This window comes from uncultured Granulicatella sp., assembly GCF_938030755.1.
Lineage (GTDB): Bacteria > Bacillota > Bacilli > Lactobacillales > Aerococcaceae > Granulicatella.
Window position 1 is genome coordinate 65,479 of sequence record NZ_CALHIF010000039.1, and the last position, 16,680, is coordinate 82,158.

Annotated in this window: 15 protein-coding genes; 14 read left to right on the forward strand and 1 reads right to left on the reverse strand. The window is 37.6% G+C overall.

Going from position 1 to position 16,680, the window contains the following annotated elements; genetic code table 11:
- Nucleotides 1-118: 118 nt before the first annotated feature.
- The 8 genes from greA (at nt 119) to Q0594_RS03985 (ending at nt 7,108) form a co-directional block, all read left to right on the forward strand.
- The gene (gene greA / locus Q0594_RS03950) at nt 119-598 is read left to right on the forward strand and encodes a transcription elongation factor GreA (RefSeq protein WP_005605110.1); all 480 of its coding nucleotides are present in this window, start codon (nt 119-121) and stop codon (nt 596-598) included.
- A gap of 133 nt (nt 599-731) precedes the next feature.
- Entirely contained in the window at nt 732-1,466 is a 735-nt protein-coding gene (gene liaF / locus Q0594_RS03955; RefSeq protein WP_298729788.1) for a cell wall-active antibiotics response protein LiaF, read from the forward strand.
- Nucleotides 1,463-2,530, forward strand: a complete 1,068-nt coding sequence (locus Q0594_RS03960) for a sensor histidine kinase (protein WP_298729790.1) — start codon at nt 1,463-1,465, stop codon at nt 2,528-2,530. Before liaF ends, Q0594_RS03960 begins: the two co-directional genes overlap by 4 nt.
- The gene (locus Q0594_RS03965; RefSeq protein ID WP_298729792.1) at nt 2,523-3,158 is read left to right on the forward strand and encodes a response regulator transcription factor; all 636 of its coding nucleotides are present in this window, start codon (nt 2,523-2,525) and stop codon (nt 3,156-3,158) included. Before Q0594_RS03960 ends, Q0594_RS03965 begins: the two co-directional genes overlap by 8 nt.
- A gap of 259 nt (nt 3,159-3,417) precedes the next feature.
- Nucleotides 3,418-4,095 carry an N-acetylmannosamine-6-phosphate 2-epimerase gene (locus tag Q0594_RS03970; RefSeq protein WP_298729794.1) on the forward strand — a complete coding sequence of 226 codons (678 nt, stop codon included), beginning with the start codon at nt 3,418-3,420 and terminating at the stop codon, nt 4,093-4,095.
- A 43-nt stretch (nt 4,096-4,138) separates the two neighbouring features.
- Nucleotides 4,139-5,644, forward strand: coding sequence for a PTS transporter subunit EIIC (locus tag Q0594_RS03975; protein ID WP_298729796.1), 1,506 nt, complete (start codon nt 4,139-4,141; stop codon nt 5,642-5,644).
- A gap of 137 nt (nt 5,645-5,781) precedes the next feature.
- Nucleotides 5,782-6,597: a MurR/RpiR family transcriptional regulator gene (locus tag Q0594_RS03980; protein WP_298729799.1), complete on the forward strand. Its 816-nt coding sequence runs from the start codon at nt 5,782-5,784 to the stop codon at nt 6,595-6,597.
- Nucleotides 6,598-6,613: 16 nt separating this feature from the next.
- Nucleotides 6,614-7,108, forward strand: a complete 495-nt coding sequence (locus Q0594_RS03985; RefSeq protein ID WP_298729802.1) for a PTS glucose transporter subunit IIA — start codon at nt 6,614-6,616, stop codon at nt 7,106-7,108.
- Nucleotides 7,109-7,148: 40 nt separating this feature from the next.
- Here Q0594_RS03985 and lexA read toward each other — a convergent pair whose 3' ends face one another.
- On the reverse strand, nt 7,149-7,772 hold the full coding sequence (gene lexA, locus Q0594_RS03990; protein ID WP_298729805.1) for a transcriptional repressor LexA: 624 nt from the start codon (nt 7,770-7,772) through the stop codon (nt 7,149-7,151).
- Between the two features lie 142 nt (nt 7,773-7,914).
- On the opposite strand from lexA, the gene Q0594_RS03995 reads away from it, so the two are divergent.
- From Q0594_RS03995 to msrB, 6 genes are all read left to right on the forward strand, one after another.
- Nucleotides 7,915-8,163 (forward strand): DUF896 family protein, encoded by a 249-nt coding sequence (locus Q0594_RS03995; protein ID WP_298729808.1) that lies wholly within the window; start codon nt 7,915-7,917, stop codon nt 8,161-8,163.
- A gap of 194 nt (nt 8,164-8,357) precedes the next feature.
- A complete protein-coding gene (gene tkt / locus Q0594_RS04000) occupies nt 8,358-10,352 on the forward strand; it encodes a transketolase (RefSeq protein ID WP_298729811.1) in 1,995 nt (664 codons plus the stop codon).
- A gap of 364 nt (nt 10,353-10,716) precedes the next feature.
- The gene (locus Q0594_RS04005) at nt 10,717-11,514 is read left to right on the forward strand and encodes a TIGR00282 family metallophosphoesterase (protein ID WP_298729814.1); all 798 of its coding nucleotides are present in this window, start codon (nt 10,717-10,719) and stop codon (nt 11,512-11,514) included.
- Nucleotides 11,515-11,537: 23 nt separating this feature from the next.
- Entirely contained in the window at nt 11,538-14,093 is a 2,556-nt protein-coding gene (mutS, locus tag Q0594_RS04010; RefSeq protein WP_298729817.1) for a DNA mismatch repair protein MutS, read from the forward strand.
- A 3-nt stretch (nt 14,094-14,096) separates the two neighbouring features.
- Nucleotides 14,097-16,007 carry a DNA mismatch repair endonuclease MutL gene (gene mutL / locus Q0594_RS04015; protein ID WP_298729819.1) on the forward strand — a complete coding sequence of 637 codons (1,911 nt, stop codon included), beginning with the start codon at nt 14,097-14,099 and terminating at the stop codon, nt 16,005-16,007.
- Between the two features lie 11 nt (nt 16,008-16,018).
- Complete coding sequence (gene msrB / locus Q0594_RS04020) at nt 16,019-16,453, forward strand: peptide-methionine (R)-S-oxide reductase MsrB (RefSeq protein WP_298729821.1); 435 nt, start codon at nt 16,019-16,021, stop codon at nt 16,451-16,453.
- The last annotated feature ends 227 nt before the right edge of the window (nt 16,454-16,680 follow it).

The window sequence follows — 16,680 nt, forward strand, 5'->3', positions numbered from 1 at the left end:
GAAATTTCTTAAAATCATATAAAAATAATGAATAGGGCTTGCAATCTTCACTATAAAATGTTAAAGTTTTAGCATTGTAGATTGAGATAATCTAAAAAACAATATAGGGGAGAGTCGTATGACTGAAAAAGTATTTCCAATGACGCTTGAAGGAAAAGCAAAACTTGAGGCCGAATTAGAAGAATTAAAAGTCGTTAAACGTAAAGAAATTGTAGAGCGAATTAAAATTGCTCGTAGTTACGGTGACTTATCAGAAAACTCTGAATATGAATCAGCTAAAGATGAACAAGCTTTTGTTGAAGGTCGTATTTCAACATTAGAAAAAATGATTCGTTTTGCTGAAATAATTGACGATAACAATGTTGAAAAAGATATTGTATCATTAGGTAGAAAAGTTACGTTTATCGAATTACCAGATGGAGATGAAGAAACTTATACAATTGTTGGTAGTGCAGAAGCAAATCCAATTGAAGGTAAGATTTCAAATGATTCTCCAATTGCCAAAGGGATTATTGGTAAAAAATTAAATGAAGAGGTAGTGATTCCAACTCCAGGTGGAGAAATGAAGATCAGAATTATTGATATTCAATCTGCTTAATTCATATTAAAAAGCTAGGAGACTTCCTAGCTTTTTTTGTATATCATTCTTTAGACTGATGGTCTTGAAATTATTTCGTGATAGGATTGTAAGTGAGAAGATGATATACTAATACCTATATGGAGGTGAGAAGATGAAAAATATTAAAAAGATGCTCATTGTATTGTTACTAGGGACAATGATTTCAGCCATTGAAATTACTACAAGAATGGGTTTATTTATCATCTTTGCACTTGGAGTTGCTACTATCGTAAGTAGTTTAGTTCTTTTTAGACGTGTTAAATTTATGAGAAATTTAGGCTTATGTTTTGGTGGTTTATTTATGGTATTGCCTTTATTGTCTACGGCTGGGATTTGGTTAGGCATGATAGGGGCATTACTCATTCTATTACTTAGTCAGGATAGTTCATCTTTTTCTACGATAACGACTATTTTTCAAAGAAAAAATCAGCAAGAATATATTTTCGTGAATTCTAGAGAGGAAGAGATTGATTCAGAGAAAATTAAACGTTTCGATTGGATAGGATCTCAAATCATTGGAAATGAACCTTATGAATGGAACGATATTAACGCTGGACAATTAGTTGGAGATACCATTATTGATTTAGGAAATACGATTCTTCCGGCAAAGGAAAATGTAATTGTAATACGAAAAGGACTTGGACGAGTTCGAATTTTGGTTCCGTATGGAGTCGGTGTCATGATTCACCATCATAGTTTCGCTGGAGAATTAGAGTTTGAAAAGCAAACTTATACCCTAAGCAATGAGTCGATCCAACTATACAGTAAAGATTATCAAAGAACGAGTAAGCGAATTAAAATCTATACGACAATTGTAGCTGGAAAAATTGAGGTGATTGAAGCATGAAGCAACGAATCCTCAAAAGCTGGCTTCTATTTTCAGCTCTTTATAGTATTGTCAGTACAGTATTCATATTTCTATTTAGAAAATGGTTTAATTTTGATCATTTAGAAGAGATTAGTTTTCAGGAAACACTGGGGACTATCACGTTATTTCTTTTAATACTTCTATTTTTAGCATTAGTTTCTGCTATTATCTTATATGGATTAAATCGCCAGGCAGAAAGAAAAATTACAGAGCAGCTGTTAATGATTCAAAAGGCTCAATTTCAGTTGGTAAAAGATAAAGATGAATCTAATTGGTTGAATGAAGCAACAATTCTAGATTTAAAAGCATTTTATGCTCAATCAATGGCGATATCGAATCAGATTGAAACGGTATCTCTAGAATTGCAAGAAATTGGTAGAAAACCGCAGTATGTTGGAGAAGAAACGAAAGAACAAGTCATTGAACAAGAAAGAAGACGGATTGCCAGAGAATTACATGACTCTGTAAGCCAGCAATTATTTGCAGCAATGATGATGATTTCAGCGTTGAATGAAAGAAAGCAACATTTTGATGAAAAAGAACAAAAACAACTATCTATGATTGAACATGTTCTTTCCCAAGCTCAGTCTGAAATGCGTGCATTATTACTACACCTTCGACCAATTTCGTTAGAAAATAAATCCTTAAAATCCGGAATCGAAGGTTTATTAGTGGAATTACAAACGAAAGTGCAAATGAAAATTCATTGGGATATAGAAGATGTTACTTTGCCAGAAGGGGTTGAAGATCATCTCTTTAGAATTGCCCAGGAATTACTTTCGAATACTCTAAGACATTCTCATGCCAAACATTTAGAAGTTTACTTAAGACAGAAAGATTCAAATGTAATCTTTAAAATAGAAGACGACGGTGTTGGTTTTAACGTTGAGGCCATTCATCCTGGTAGTTATGGAATCAATAATATGAAAGAAAGAGTACAAGGACTTGGTGGACAAGTGAAGATTGTAAGTTTCCCAAATCAAGGGACAACAATAGAAATCAAAATTCCGCTTGGTCGTCATTTGGAGGGAAATTATGATTAATGTTTTATTAGTAGATGACCATGAAATGGTACGATTAGGCGTGTCTTCTTATTTATCAATGCAAGATGATATCGATGTTATTGCTGAAGCAAAGAATGGTCGAGAAGGGGTAGAGAAAGCTTTATCTTATAAACCGGACATCATTTTAATGGATTTAGTCATGCCTGAGATGGATGGAATTGAAGCGACAAAAGAAATTTTACGTCAATGGCCAGAAGCAAAAATCATTATTTTAACTAGTTTCATTGATGATGAGAAAGTTTTTCCAGCCATCAATGCGGGTGCGAAAAGTTATATTTTAAAAACTTCTTCGGCTTCTCAAATTGCTAAAGCTATTCGTGATACTTATCAAGGGGACGGCGTATTTGAACCTCAAGTGACTGATAAATTAGTGAATAGAATCCAAAAGAAACAACAACATTTCCCTCATAATGATTTGACTCAACGAGAATTAGAAGTTCTTCTTTTAATTGCACAAGGAAAATCAAATCAAGAGATTGCCGATGAATTATTTATTACTTTAAAAACAGTAAAAACGCATGTTTCCAATATCTTATCAAAATTGGAAGTAGAAGACAGAACGCAAGCAACGATTTATGCATTCAAACATCAGTTAATAAAAATGTAGGCTTGGCTACTGTTATTAGTGATTCATTAATATGAATAATAAAAAGAATTAAAACGAAAAGATGTATGGAATTTTCCGTGCATCTTTTTTAATGTACTCACTATGGTTTGGAATGAAAGTAATTTCGAAAAAAGGATAAAGAAACAAATGATAAAGGCAGTTTTTGAAACTACTTACTAAAAAAACGTTGTGTATTGAAAATGGTTTCTGCGACTAGTATACTGATAGATATGAAAGGGTTTTAAAAAGGAGGCTGTTTATGAGAATACATGGTCAATTAATTGTATCATGCCAAGCATTGCCGCATGAACCATTGCATAGTGATTATATTATGGCTCGTATGGCAGTTGCTGCAAAGGAAGGAGGAGCAAAGGGAATTCGTGCCAACTCAGTAGTGGACATAAAAGCAATCAAAGAAGCTGTAGATTTACCAGTGATTGGAATTATTAAACGAGATTATAACGATTCAGATGTTTTTATTACTGCTACGATGAAGGAAGTAGATGAACTTATGACGGTTCAACCAGATATTATTGCACTTGATGCGACTTCATCTACTCGTCCAAATGGACAATCGTTGGACGAATTTTATAAGGAAATTAGAGAAAAATATCCTGATCAATTATTGATGGCGGATTGTTCTACAGTAGAAGAAATGATTCATGCTGATGAACTTGGTTTTGATTTTATCGGAAGTACTTTAGTGGGATATACGAAACAAAGTAACGGCGATAAAATTGAAGCGAATGATTTCGAAATACTAAGAACTGTTTTGAAACAAATCAAACATCCTTTAATTGCAGAAGGAAATATTGACACACCAGAAAAGATGAAAAGAGTGCTAGAGTTGGGCGCTTATAGTGTGGTTGTGGGTTCTGCGATTACACGTCCACAACTCATCACAAAAAAATTTGTTGATGCGATTCATCAACACTAGGAAAGATAAGAATTATTCATTTTAAGTTTAGGGGGAAAACCATATGTTTAAAGTCTTACAAAAAATAGGGAAGGCATTTATGTTACCAATTGCCATTTTACCGGCAGCTGGTTTGCTTTTAGGAATTGGGGGAGCATTATCAAATCCAACAACAGTTGCGACCTATCCTGTATTAAATAACGAAGTATTACAAGCAATTTTTAAAGTAATGAGTTCTGCTGGGGAAGTCGTATTTGCCAATTTAGCATTATTATTATGTATCGGACTATGTATTGGTCTTGCAAAACGAGACAAAGGAACGGCTGCTCTTGCAGGGGTTACAGGATACTTAGTAATGACTGCAACAATTAAAGCTCTTGTTGGATTATTTATGGCAAAAGATGCTTCCATTGACACTGGGGTTATAGGTGCTGTTGTAGTCGGCTCAGTAGCTGTATGGTTACATAACCGTTATAACAATATTCAATTACCTCAAGTACTTGGTTTCTTCGGTGGTAGCCGTTTTGTTCCAATCGTAACATCATTTGCGTCTATCTTTGTGGGAGCTATCTTCTTCTTAGTATGGCCACCATTCCAACAATTATTAGTGTCTACTGGTGGATATATCTCACAAGCTGGTCCGATTGGTACATTCTTATATGGATTCTTAATGCGTCTATGTGGTGCTGTAGGCTTACACCATATGATTTATCCAATGTTCTGGTTTACAGAATTAGGTGGAGTGGAAGTTGTAGCTGGCCAAACTGTTGTAGGGGCTCAAAAAATCTTCTTTGCTCAATTAGCGGATCCAAATCATGTTGGACTATTTACTGAAGGAACTCGTTTCTTCGCTGGTCGTTTCTCAACGATGATGTTTGGTCTTCCAGCAGCCTGCTTAGCGATGTACCACTGTGTTCCTAAAGATCGTCGTAAAAAATACGCCGGTTTATTCTTCGGGGTTGCATTAACTTCATTCATCACAGGTATTACAGAACCAATCGAATTCATGTTCTTATTCGTAAGTCCAGTACTATATGTTGTTCACGCATTCCTTGATGGAGTAAGTTTCTTCATCGCAGATATTTTGAATATCTCAATCGGTAATACATTCTCAGGTGGGGTTATTGACTTCACATTGTTCGGTGTTTTGCAAGGAAATGATAAGACAAACTGGTTATTACAAATTCCATTTGGTCTTGTTTGGAGCGCTTTATACTATGTTGTATTTAGATGGTTTATTCTTCAATTCAATGTCGCTACACCAGGACGTGTTGAAGATGATTTAGCTAGTGATGAAAAACCAGTTGTGGAAACAAAAGATAGCTTAAAACAAGATAGCGTACGTATTATTGATGCTTTGGGCGGTCAAGAAAATATCGAAGATGTCGATGCTTGTATCACACGTTTACGCGTATCTGTTAAAGATGTTGAAAAAGTTAATAAAGCAACATTAAAAGAAATCGGTGCAGTTGATGTTCTTGAAGTTAAAGGTGGAATTCAAGCGATTTATGGAGCTAAAGCCATCCTTTATAAAAATAATATCAATGAAATTTTAGGTGTAGATGACTAGTAATCAATCTTAACTAATGCAGGAAAACTAGCCCTCGTGTCTAGTTTTCCTGCTTTTAATTTTCAATAAGAATAGGCATTGTATGCTATCACATTGTATGCTATCATTAAAAAAGCAAATGCAAAGGGGAGATGTAGGTGTTGTCATTCGAAAAAAAAGTGGTTCCCATTATAGAGTCTATTTACGATACTTTAACACCTATTGAAAAGACAATTGCACAGTATTTTCTAGAACCGATTCCAGAAGGAGTGTCTCTTTCCGCTCAAGAAGTATCCAATCGCTTATTTGTTTCCATTCCGTCACTGACAAGATTTGCCCAGAAATGCGGATATAACGGATATCGACAATTTATTTATGATTATGAAAAGAGAAGTAAGGAAGAATCGACGCTTCATATTAATTCGACTAAAATTGTTCTTGAAGATTATGCAGAGCTTTTGTCGAAGTCCTTTTCTCTTGTGAATGAAGCTCAATTAATTCGAGTTTGTGAGTTGCTTAGTAGTGCTAAACGGGTATATATATATGGTCAAGGGAGCTCGGGACTAGCTGCATTAGAGATGAAATTTCGGTTTATGAGACTTGGGATGATTTGTGAGGCGATTACGGATTTACATACAATGCTTATGAATCGTGTGTTAGTCGATGAAGATTGTCTTGTCATCGGGATTACGGTTTCAGCAAATGAGAGTGTAGTAAATGCAGTTAACATCGCAAAAAAACAAGGTGCTAAAACAGTTCTAATCACTTCTAAAAAGAGCGAAGAACTGTCGCATGAATGTGATGAATTGGTACTCATTGCGATGAAAAACGCTTTAGAACAAGGAACGACAATTTCACCACAGTTTTCGATTTTAGTGGTGGTTGATATATTGTATAGTTATTACAAGGAAATCGATAAGGAAAGAAAGCATTCTATTTTTTCAAATACATTGCATGCGATTCAACCTGATTAAAGAAGGAGAAGATAAAATGTTTGGATTTTTTAAAAAGAATAAAAACGATAAAGAAGTAGTAGTTTATGCTCTAACATCAGGAGACATAGTTCCAATTACGCAAGTGAATGATCCCGTTTTTGCGGGTAAAATGATGGGAGACGGTTTTGCGATACTTCCAACGAGTGGAGTGATTACTTCACCTGTTAAAGGAGAAATTGTAAATGTCTTTCCAACACTACATGCTATAGGGATTAAAACTCCTGAAGGACTTGAAGTGTTGGTTCATATGGGAATTGATACAGTTGAATTAAAGGGGGTTCCGTTTAAAACAACGGTAACAGTTGGTCAAAAAGTCGATGAGAATACAGTTTTATGCACTGTCGATTTAGAGGCTTTAAAGGAAGCAGGTAAAGATACGGCAATGATGGTCCTCTTTACGAATATGGATAAATTAGATACATTTTCTATTGCGACTGAAGGGTCACTAGCTGGAAAATCAGAAGTTGGGAAAGTAACGATGAAGCCTTAACTAAAACAAAAAAATCCGCTCTATTGAGCGGATTTTTGCTTTAGAAAATACGACTACGGTATAAGCTAACTACTTTTCCTAGGATAGTACAATTTGGAAGAATAATTGGCTCCATTATGTCATTCTCAGGTTCTAAGCGAACGTGGTCTTTTTCCAAGTAAAATCTTTTACAAGTAGCAGTATCCTCTTCGGTCATCGCAATGACAATCTCCCCATTGGCTGCAGTTGATTGTTTACGAACGATGACAGAGTCACCATCAAAGATTCCAGCATTAATCATACTGTCCCCTTTAATACGCAACATAAAAAGATCGTCAGATTCGTTTTGTAATTCGGGTGGAATCGGAAAGAAGTCACTAGCTTCTTCTACAGCAAGAATTGGTTCACCCGCTGTAACCACACCAAGCATTGGAATAGCAGTTGCCTTTGCACCAATAGCCTTTAATCCTGCCATAGTTAATTCAATCGCACGAGGTTTACTTGGGTCGCGCTGAATGAATCCATTTTTTTCTAATCTGGACAAGTGGCCATGAACGGTAGAAGTCGAAGAAAGCTGAACAGCATTACAAATTTCACGCACTGTTGGCGGATAACCGTGCTCTTGAACTTCTTTATAAATAAACTGTAAAACATCTAATTGTCTTGAATCTTTTAAATTTGTCATCGGAACATCTCCTTCTTTAAAAATAGTTTATCACACACGACATCAGAAAATCAAACAAATGTTCGTATACAAATCAGATTTTTAGGAAGTTTTTATAAATCATGATACACTAGGGACGAATAAGAGGAAAGGAAAGGAAAAAATGTTATCACCAGAAAAGATTAGTCGTATCAATGAATTAGCTAAAAAGAAAAAAGAAGGAAAATTAACGCCTACAGAAGAAAAAGAACAACAACTCCTACGCAAAGAGTATCTAGAAGCTTTTCGTGGAGGTATGCGTAATCATATTGAAGGATTAAAAATTGTTGACGAAGAAGGAAATGATGTGACTCCAGAAAAACTAAAAGCAATCCAAAAAGAAAAAGGATTACATAATCGAGGAGAAGAATAAGGATAGGGAGGTTGAAAGTTTTCAGCCTCTTTTTGTTTTTGACTACTCGTGTCTCTAGTAAAATTGAATCCACTTTGCAAGGGGTTACTTTATTTTATTAAAGATTAGAATAACGGTTGCAAAAGAATGTTCGAATTTAGTAAAATAGAGAAGTAAGTTCCTACTAAGGAAAACTATTTTTAAGGAGTGATTGTATGTTTGATAAAACCGATCAACTAGCAGTGAATACGATTCGTACACTAAGTATGGATGCCATTCAAGCTGCGAATTCAGGACACCCTGGTCTTCCAATGGGTGCAGCCCCTATGGCCTATGTACTTTGGTCTAAGTATTTAAAAGTAAACCCAAAACGTTCTAATTGGGTAGATCGCGATCGCTTTGTATTATCAGCAGGTCATGGATCTGCAATGTTATATGCTTTATTACATTTATCGGGCTATGACTTATCAATTGAAGATGTGAAAAACTTCCGCCAACTTGGAAGCAAAACACCTGGGCACCCAGAAGTCCATGACACAGATGGGGTAGATGCAACAACAGGTCCTCTTGGACAAGGCTTTGCAAATGCAGTTGGGATGGCCATGGCTGAAGCGCACCTTGCTGCGAAATTCAATCGTGAAGGCTACCCAGTCGTAGACCACCACACTTATGTATTATGTGGTGACGGGGACTTAATGGAAGGTATTTCCTACGAAGCTGCCTCTCTTGCTGGGACTTTGAAATTAAACAAATTAATCGTGTTATACGATTCAAACGACATTTGTTTAGATGGTCCTTTAAATAAAGTGTTCACTGAAGATGTCAAGAAACGCTTTAAAGGATTAGGTTGGAACTATATTCGCGTTGAAGATGGAAATGATTTAGACGAAATCGCTGAAGCTATCGAAGAAGCGCAATGCCAAAAAGAAAAGCCAACGATTATTGAAGTGAAAACGGTTATTGGTTACGGTGCTCCAAATCAAGGAACAAATAAAGTGCACGGGGCGCCTTTAGGACCTGAGGGCATTGCAGAAGCAAAAGCAAACTATGGATGGGAATATGGACCATTTGAAGTGCCGGAAGAAGTACAACATCGTTTCGATAAATTATTAGTACAAACAGGCGAAAATGACTATAACGAATGGAAAACATTATTCGAAGGCTATAAACAAGCTTATCCAGAACTTGCAAAAGAATTCGAAGACAGCTTTGCAGAAAATATTGAAGTAGACTTAGAAAAAGTATTGCCTTCTTATGAATTTGGTAGCCCAGCAATGGCTTCTCGTGTGACAAGCCAAGCTGCGATTCAAGAATTAGGAAAACATATTCCATTCTTATGGGGTGGGTCTGCAGACCTTTCTTCATCAAACAACACAATGAACAAAGCAGATACAGACTTCTCTCAAGAAAATTATGGTGGAAGAAATATTTGGTTTGGGGTTCGTGAATTTGCGATGGGAGCTGCGATGAACGGTATGCTTCTTCATGGTGGAAACCGTGTCTATGGTAGTACATTCTTTGTATTCGCAGATTACTTAAAAGCAGCAATGCGTGTTGCAGCCATTTCTCACCTACCAGCAATCTATGTGTATACACATGACTCTATCGCAGTAGGGGAAGATGGACCAACGCATGAACCAATCGAACAATTAGCAGCCTTCCGTGCAACGCCAAACTTAAACGTGATTCGTCCTGCTGATGGGAACGAAGTATCTGCTGCATGGAAAGTGGCCGTAGAAACAAAAGACCGTCCATCAGTACTCGTGTTCTCACGTCAAAATTTACCAGTTCTTGAACATTCACAGGAATTAGCATACGAAGGTGTGAAACGTGGGGCATATGTAGTAAGTCCTCAAAAATGCGATACACCAGAAGGTATCTTGATTGCAACAGGTTCTGAAGTGGCTCTTGCCATCGAAGCGCAAAAGGTTCTAGCTGAAGAAGGAATTGATGTATCAGTAGTTTCAATGCCATCAATGAACTTATTCGAAGAACAACCAAAAGAATACCGTGAATCAGTATTACCTAGCGATGTTCGTAAACGTGTAGCCGTTGAAATGGGTGCAAGCTTCGGATGGGGACAATATGTTGGCCTTGACGGATCTACTGTGACGATCGACCGCTTCGGTTTATCAGGTAACGGAAATAAAGTTATGGAAACATTAGGATTCACTGTAGAAAACGTAGTGAATACATTTAAATCTTTATAAAAATAGGTTAAAATGAAGATTGAAAGCCCACAAGTAGTGGACTTTCAATCTTTTTTTATTTTTAGGAGAATGTATGAAAGAATTAAAATAAGCCTTTACAATTAGTTTACCCATCTGTTGTAAAAGTACCATTTTGAATTTCAGAACTTATACCGTATCGATTGTCGTCTTATTGCAATGGTGGAAGGAAAATACATTGCTCAGTATCTTTGTTCCAACGGTTATTTATATGGTGTTATTGCAAGTAATGTAAAATTAACATAGTTGTTAATTTAAGATACCTAGTGCATGGTTGTATCTAGGTATTTTCCAGCCTTAATTTATGGTAAAATAGAGCTACATTGATTTAGAAAGAGGCACTCTTATGAAATTATTATTTGTTGGCGATGTTGTCGGATCTCTTGGAAGAGAGATGGTCGCACAATACGTCCCCAAATTAAAGAAAAAATATAAACCGCAAATCACTGTCATTAATGGGGAAAATGCTGCCCATGGAAAAGGAATTACGGAGAAGATTTACAAGGAGTTATTGCAGGCTGGTGCAGACGTAGTAACGCTTGGAAATCACGCCTTCGATAACAAAGCAATTTTTGATTTCATTGAAGATGCCACAAAGATGGTACGACCGCTGAACTATCCAGCAGGCGTTCCAGGGAAAGGAATCGTTTATGTAAAATGTAACGACAAAGAAGTGGCAGTCATTAACTTGCAAGGCCGCGTCTTTATGAATACGCTGGATGATCCTTTTGCAAAAATTACAGAGGCGGTTGAGGAAGCTAGAAAGAGAACGCCGATTATCTTTATCGACTTCCATGCTGAAGTAACCAGTGAAAAACAAGCATTGTCTTGGTACTTAGACGGGAAAGTATCTGCCGTCGTTGGAACACATACGCATGTGCCAACAAACGACGCCCGCGTTCTTCCGCAAGGGACAGCTTTCCTTTGTGATGTGGGCATGACAGGTCCGTATAACGGAATTCTCGGAATGGACCGCGATATTATTATTACAAAGTTTCTCAACCAATTACCGGCACGATTTGAAGTGGCAGAAGATGATGAAGGTCAGCTAAGTGCTTGTTTAATTGATATTGATGATAAAACGGGAAAAGCGAAATCGATTCAACCGATTCGTATTACTCCAGATGCACCATTTTTTGAATAAAAAGATTAGAAAGAGAGTCAGAAATGCCACAAAAAACGAAACACACACCGATGATGCAACAATATTTTTCGATTAAAGAAAAGTATCCTGATTGCTTATTGTTCTATCGACTAGGTGATTTCTATGAATTGTTTTATGATGATGCGATTGAAGCAGCACGACTTCTCGAAATTACACTAACCAGTCGAAATAAAAATGCAGAGGACCCAATTCCAATGTGTGGAGTTCCTCATCATGCCGCAAAAGAATATATTAAAACCCTGATTGAACTTGGAAAGAAAGTAGCTATCTGTGAGCAGTTGGAAGATCCAAAGCTAACAAAGGGAATGGTGAAACGAGACGTTGTTCAAGTCTTGACGCCAGGGACGTATACCGAATACCAAGCGCAAAATCAAAACCATTACTTAGTATCGATTTTACCGCTTGTTGGAAAACGATATGCACTGTCATATGTCGATGTGTCTACAGGGGAATTAAAAGTGACACAACTCGAGAATTTGGAAGAAGTACGTAGCGAATGCTCAACCTTGATGTGTCGTGAAGTTGTTCTTATCGATAGCGATGTGACAGAAGAACTTCGCCATCTCTTTACAAGCATGCAAATCTTAATTTCAACCATTGAAAAAGACCAAATTGACATCGAAGACTGCACAGACTTAGTCTCAGAACTAGAAGATGAGGCTTCTATTCGATGTTTGCAAAATCTATTAAGCTATTTGAAACTCACTCAAAAGAGAAGCTTTTCGCATTTACAAAAGGCCAAGGCGTATCAAAGCGAGTTCTATCTCTCAATGAATTATGAGACAAAACGGAACTTAGAATTAACGACGACGATTCGTGCTAATCAAAAACATGGCTCGCTGTTCTGGTTTTTAGATGAGACGCAAACAGCTATGGGCGGACGTCTCCTCAAACAATGGCTTGAAAAACCTCTAGTATTAGAAGGAGCAATTCAAAAACGCCATGCACTTGTGGAAACATTGAACCAACATTACTTCGAACGTACAGACTTTATCGAAACATTGAAACGTGTGTACGACTTAGAACGCATTGTTGGGAAAGTGTCATTTGGAACCGCCAATGCGCGTGACCTTTTACAACTCAAACAAACACTTGGACAAGTGCCCATCTTTAAATCGATTGTCGATAGCTTGGACTCTAAAGAATGGAGTGCTCTTGGAGAAAACTTATTCGATATTCCTGAGTTATATGATTTAATCGACCGTGCCATCGATGAGGATGCGCCACTGACGATTTCAGATGGAAATATTATCCGTTCAGGGTATAACGCTACCTTGGATACGTACCGCGATACGATGAAACATGGGAAAGAATGGATTGCCGCATTGCAACAACAAGAACGGGAGCAAACAGGCATTAGTTCATTAAAGATTAGTTTCAACAAGGTGTTTGGATACTATATCGAAGTCACAAAATCGAATTTATCGAAACTCGATAGCAGTCGTTATGAGCGTAAACAAACGCTGGCGAATGCGGAACGTTTTATTACGCCTGAGTTAAAAGAAAAAGAAACGCTGATTTTAGAAGCGGAAGAAAAATCAAGCGCACTGGAATATCAATTATTCGTAGAAGTGCGTGAACAGGTGAAACACTATACCGCCCAGTTGCAACAATTGGCAAAAACGGTCGCAACCATCGACGTCTTACAAGCCTTCAGTGTGGTGAGCGAACGTTATCACTTAGTGAAACCTACCATTTCGATGAAGAACCGTCGACTTTGGATTGAAGATGGTCGCCATCCGGTCGTTGAAAAGGTCATGGGACAATCAACATATGTACCTAATAGTATTTCAATGAGTCCAGAGGAACACATTCTTCTCATTACAGGTCCAAATATGTCTGGTAAATCAACTTACATGAGACAGTTAGCACTCTCGGTCATCTTAGCGCAAATCGGATGTTTTGTACCTGCTAAGAGTGCAACGATTCCAGTCTTCACGAAAATCTTTACGCGTATTGGGGCAGCCGATGATTTAATTTCTGGCCAAAGTACATTCATGGTAGAGATGATGGAAACAAACCACGCACTAAGAAATGCAGACGAAACAAGCTTATTATTATTTGACGAAATCGGACGTGGAACAGCTACGTATGATGGAATGGCACTTGCTGAAGCGATTATCACATATATTCATGAGCATTTATCTGCAAAAGTATTATTCTCAACGCACTATCACGAGTTAACAAGACTCAGCAAAAAATATGCAGATTTACGCAATGTGCATGTAGGAGCCGTTGAAGAAAATGGCGAAGTGGTCTTCTTGCATAAAGTATTAGAAGGACCTGCCGATAAGAGCTACGGAATTCATGTGGCTAAACTGGCTGGACTTCCAAGTGAGCTGCTAGAAAATGCCAGCACGATTTTAAATCATTTAGAAGCTAAAGGGGCTGCAAATGAAAATAGCACCTATGTGGAACAAGTATCGCTCTTTGAAGAGGAAACAGCGACGGTTCCTGAATGGGTTCACGAGCTTAAAGGATTAAACTTAATGAGCATGACGCCAATGGATGCGATGAACATCCTGTATAAATGGCAACAAATGGAAAAGGGTGAGTAGTGTATGGGAACAATTAAAGAATTAAATCCATTACTGACAAACCAAATTGCAGCAGGGGAAGTGATTGAACGACCTGCTTCTGTGGTGAAAGAATTACTCGAAAACGCGATCGACGCTGGGAGTACTCGTATCGAGATTGACATCGAAGAGAGTGGACTTCGCAAAATCCGCATTCAAGATAATGGAATCGGGATGACGAAAGAGGACGCTCGTATGTCGATTAAACGTCATACAACGAGTAAACTCTATTCGCCGGAACAACTCTTTAGAATCCGTACGCTTGGGTTCCGTGGGGAAGCCTTGGCGAGTATTACGGCTGTATCGAAAGTGACGCTAACGACTTCAACCGGAGAGGACAGCGGCGTGGAGTTGACGATTGAGTCTGGTGAAATCAAAGAAGAGAAGACCGTTCCGCCATTAAAAGGAACGACTTTCCTTGTTGAAGATTTGTTTTATAACACACCAGCCAGGTTGAAATTCGTTCGCACATTGCAAACGGAATTAGCGCATATTACCGATGTGGTGAGTAAGGCTTCCCTTAGTCACCCAGAAATTGCCTTTGTGTTAAAAAATGATGGCAATCTGTTACTGCAAACCTCTGGGAAAGGGGATTTACTACAAGCTGTTGCTGGAAATATTGGACCCGTAAATGCGCGTAAGATGTTACCTTTTAGTGGAGAAGACGAAGATTTCAAAGTTTCTGGATATACGTCGCTCCCAGAACTCACACGTTCGAACCGCAATTACTTATCAATTTTCATTAATGGACGACCAATCCGAAACATGGCTATCGCAAAGGCCATTACATTAGGATACGGCTCAACATTGATGGTGGGACGATTCCCGATTACGATTATTTCGATTGAAATGGACGTACAACTCGTCGATGTGAACGTGCATCCAACGAAACAAGAAGTTCGAATTAGTAAAGAACAAGAACTCTCACAGGTCATTCAAAAGGCGATTAGAGAGGCAATACAGGGTGTACAACGGATTCCTGAGTCAATCGAAGACTTATCCTTCAAACGCAAAGAAAATCGCATAGAGGCACCAAAACCAGTCCAACAAACTTTGGAGTGGCAATTGAAGACACCTATTGTGGAGCCTACTCGCGTAGAAACACCTTCTTATTCAGAAAATGTAAGAGAAGAAGTGGAAGTTCTACCGGTCGATGATGCGCCTATTCAAGTAAGGAAAGTAGTTGAACCTGTCCTTCAAGAAAAACTCGTGGACAGCCACGATGACCATGCAGACTACTTGAAATTGGCTGAGAAAATCGACGCTCAACCATTTGAAAAAGAATTCCCAGAATTACATTATTTTGGACAAATGCATGGAACTTACTTATTTGCACAAAACGAAAAAGGCTTGTATATGATTGACCAACATGCCGCCCAAGAACGGATTAAATATGAACAGTTCAAAGTGGAAATCGGTCAAGTAGGAAGAGTGAGTCAACCACTAATGGTTCCGATATTACTAGAGTTCTCGAAAAAAGATAGTGTGAAATTGGAAGAACGTTTATCTTTTGTTGAAGAGTTTGGAATTGAGATGGAACCATTTGGGCAAAATACGTTCCAAATTCAATCACATCCAGCGTGGATTAAGAAGGGACAGGAGAAGGCGATTATTGAAGAAATTATCGACTTTATTCTAGCCGACGAGAAGATTACGGTTGCTAAATTAAGAGAAGCTACAGCCATTATGATGAGTTGTAAAGGTTCGATTAAAGCCAACCACCACTTAAGTGAATGGGAAGCACGCCAGTTATTAGTGGATTTAGCCAAATGTAAAAATCCTTATAACTGTCCGCACGGCAGACCTGTACTCGTTCATTTAACGAATAAGGATTTGGAACATCTCTTCAAGAGAATTCAAGATCCACATCAATCGAAACGACAACAATTTGAATAGGAGAGACCACGATGGAATTTTCAAAAGAAGAATTAAAAAAACGTTTAACAGAAATTCAATATGAAGTGACTCAAAATGAAGCCACAGAAAGGCCATTCACCGGAGAATATGATGATTTCTACGAAGAAGGAATCTATGTAGATATCGTCAGTGGAGAACCACTTTTCAGCTCAAAAGATAAATTTGATGCAGGATGTGGTTGGCCATCATTTTCAAAACCAATTGAAAATACAACTCTAACGGAGAAAGAAGATTACAAACTAAGCCGTAAAAGAACTGAAGTAAGAAGTGGAAAAGCAGATTCACATTTAGGACACGTCTTTGAAGACGGTCCAAAAGAATTAGGTGGACTACGTTATTGCATTAATTCAGCGTCTCTTCGCTTTATCCCAGTTGATAAACTCGAAGAGGAAGGATACGGAGAGTTTCTTCAATATTTTAAATAAAGATCTGTATGCTCCTTATTATATGGAAAATCCGGGGTGGAAACCTCGGATTTTTTTGATCCTATCATACTTTTTATGAATGTTTTATTGCGGAATGAACATAAAAAATGGTAATATAGAGTGCTCGATGAATTAAATGATCAAAAAATCGAGATAAAAACAGTCAAATAAATGTGGTTATGAACGTTTTCGATTTTTAATATCCGTTTCGAAAACAGGAATATTTC